Annotated in this window: 2 protein-coding genes and 1 pseudogene; all 3 read left to right on the top strand. The window is 35.9% G+C overall.

Translation table 11 applies throughout. The annotated features are described in order from the left end of the window. Nucleotides 1-717: isoprenyl transferase (locus tag RT405_RS04985; protein ID WP_313468088.1), on the top strand; the 717-nt coding region annotated here is incomplete at its 5' end. Between the two features lie 17 nt (nucleotides 718-734). Next, nucleotides 735-1,501 (top strand): annotated as a pseudogene (locus RT405_RS04980) (phosphatidate cytidylyltransferase). A 56-nt stretch (nucleotides 1,502-1,557) separates the two neighbouring features. Next, nucleotides 1,558-2,616: 1-deoxy-D-xylulose-5-phosphate reductoisomerase (locus RT405_RS04975; protein ID WP_313468086.1), on the top strand; the 1,059-nt coding region annotated here is incomplete at its 3' end.

The raw sequence follows: 2,616 nt of genomic DNA, 5'->3' as shown, positions 1-2,616 counted from the left end.
AATGAAGCAGAAAAAATTCCTCATCACATTGCAATCATTATGGATGGGAATGGACGATGGGCTCAAAAGAAATTTCTTCCGCGAATCGCTGGACATAAAGAAGGCATGAATACTGTAAAAAAAATAACAAAGCGCGCCAGCCAAATAGGCGTAAAAGTCCTGACTTTATATGCATTTTCCACTGAAAATTGGAAACGTCCAGATACGGAGGTCAGTTTTTTAATGCAATTGCCAGTCGATTTTTTTGATACATTTGTACCAGACCTCATTAAAGAAAATGTAAAAGTTCAAGTAATCGGCTTCACAGATCAATTGCCTATACATACAAAAAAAGCAGTTGAACAAGCGATTGAAGATACAAAGAATAATACGGGAATGATTCTGAACTTTGCTTTAAATTATGGAAGCCGCAGCGAAATGCTAGAGGCTACTAAACAAATTGCTGAACAAGTGAAAGCAGGAGAATTAGCCGTTGAAGATATCAACGAAGTCGTCTTTGAACAACAGTTGATGACTACAACATTAGGGGAGTATCAAGATGTCGATTATATGATTCGCACGAGTGGAGAAGAAAGAATCAGCAATTTTTTACTTTGGCAAAATGCTTATAGCGAATTTTACTTTACAAAAATATTGTGGCCCGATTTTGATGAGGCTGCTTTAGAACAAGCGATTGGAGTTTATCAAACACGGCATAGACGTTTTGGTGGATTATAGATTGAGGAGGAAAAAAAGTGAAACAAAGAGTCATTACAGCAGTACTCTCTTTTTTAGTCTTTGTACCGATTGTTTATACAGGGTCATGGCTATTAGAAATTACTGTCGCGTTACTTGGAATTATTAGCTTATTTGAATTATTTAGAATGAAAGGCAACGCTCTATTCTCTATTGAAGGTATCATTGCTATTATAGGATTATTGCTTATTTTATTACCTTCAGAACGCCTTCCATGGCTCACAGCTATTTATTCAACAGACATATTATTTTATATTTGCGGTTTATTGTTATTGGCAGCAACTGTTTTTTCAAAAAACAAGTTTACTTTTGATGATGCTGCATGTACATTGGGTATGGATTTAAATATTTTGTACTCGTACGTTCAGAAAGTCTAGCTTTATTGTTATTAGCTTTATTTATTGTTTGGTCTACAGATATCGGCGCATATTTATTTGGACGTAAATTTGGGAAAACTAAATTAGCTCCTAGCATTAGTCCTAACAAAACGATTGAAGGTTCTTTGGGTGGAATTATCAGCGCCATAATTGTTTCTACTCTCTTTTTACTGATTCATCCATTGCATTTTTCATGGTCATGGGGAATTTTACTAACGGTCTTAATTTCGATCTCTGGACAATTAGGCGATCTTGTAGAATCAGCTTTTAAACGTCACTATCAGGTAAAAGATTCCGGAAAAATTTTACCAGGACATGGTGGGATTTTGGATAGATTTGATAGTATTTTATTTGCTCTACCTGTGTTACATTTATTGACACTAATATAATTCATGAAAGGAAGTGAAAAAGTAGTTGTCATTTAACGATAACTACTTTTATTGTCATGAAAAAAATTTGTTTATTAGGAGCCACTGGTTCGATCGGCAACAGTACAGTCCAAGTAGTTCAAGCTTATCCCGCATTATTTAAAGTGGTATCATTTTCTTTTTATCAAAATATAAAAAAAGGACGGGAATTAATTGAGGCCTTAGCTCCTAAAATGGTTGCTGTTGCTACAAAAGAACTAGCTAAAAAATTAAGTCTGGAGTACCCTAGAATTAAATTTACATATGGAGCAGAAGGCTTATCGGAGATTGCTGTATTAGAAGAGATTGATACGGTCGTAACGGCTGTGATGGGAAGTATCGGTTTATTACCGACACTGTCAGCGATTGAATCAGGTAAAGAGATCGCCTTAGCCAATAAAGAGACTCTCGTTATGGCTGGTGAACTGGTAATGAAAACGGCTAAACAAAATAATATATCGATTTTCCCTTTAGATAGCGAACATTCTGCTATTTTTCAATGTTTGCAAGGTGAAAATAAAAAAGATATCAGTCAATTGCTTATTACGGCTTCAGGCGGAAGTTTTCGAGATTATACACGTGAGCAACTAAAAAGTGTCACAGTAGCTGATGCGTTAAAACACCCAAATTGGTCAATGGGGCCTAAAATCACGATTGATTCAGCTACGATGATGAATAAAGGTTTAGAAGTCATCGAAGCCCGGTGGTTATTTGATATAGATTATGATAGAATTAAGGTTGTTTTACACCGTGAAAGCAACGTACATTCAATGGTTCAATTTAATGACGGAGCGATAAAAGCTCAAATAGGTGCGAGCGATATGCGTGAGCCTATCCAATATGCATTGACTTATCCTGATCGGCTGCCAATTAAAAAACCTATTCCTTTTGATTTGACTACTATTGGTCAGTTGAATTTTGAAAGCATGGATTTTAATCGGTTTCCATTATTGCATCTTGCTTACGAAACTGGCAAAATAGGTGGAACAGCCACAACGATCATGAATGCAGCGAATGAGATTGCAGTTGCTGCGTTCTTACAAGGAAAAATCTCGTTTTTGGAAATTGAAAGATTAGTTGACCGAGCAGTTCATCTA

It is taken from the genome of Carnobacterium sp., from assembly GCF_032094055.1.
Classification (GTDB): domain Bacteria; phylum Bacillota; class Bacilli; order Lactobacillales; family Carnobacteriaceae; genus Carnobacterium_A.
Note: the sequence above shows the minus strand (reverse complement) of the source record. Positions and strands in the feature narration are given on the sequence as shown.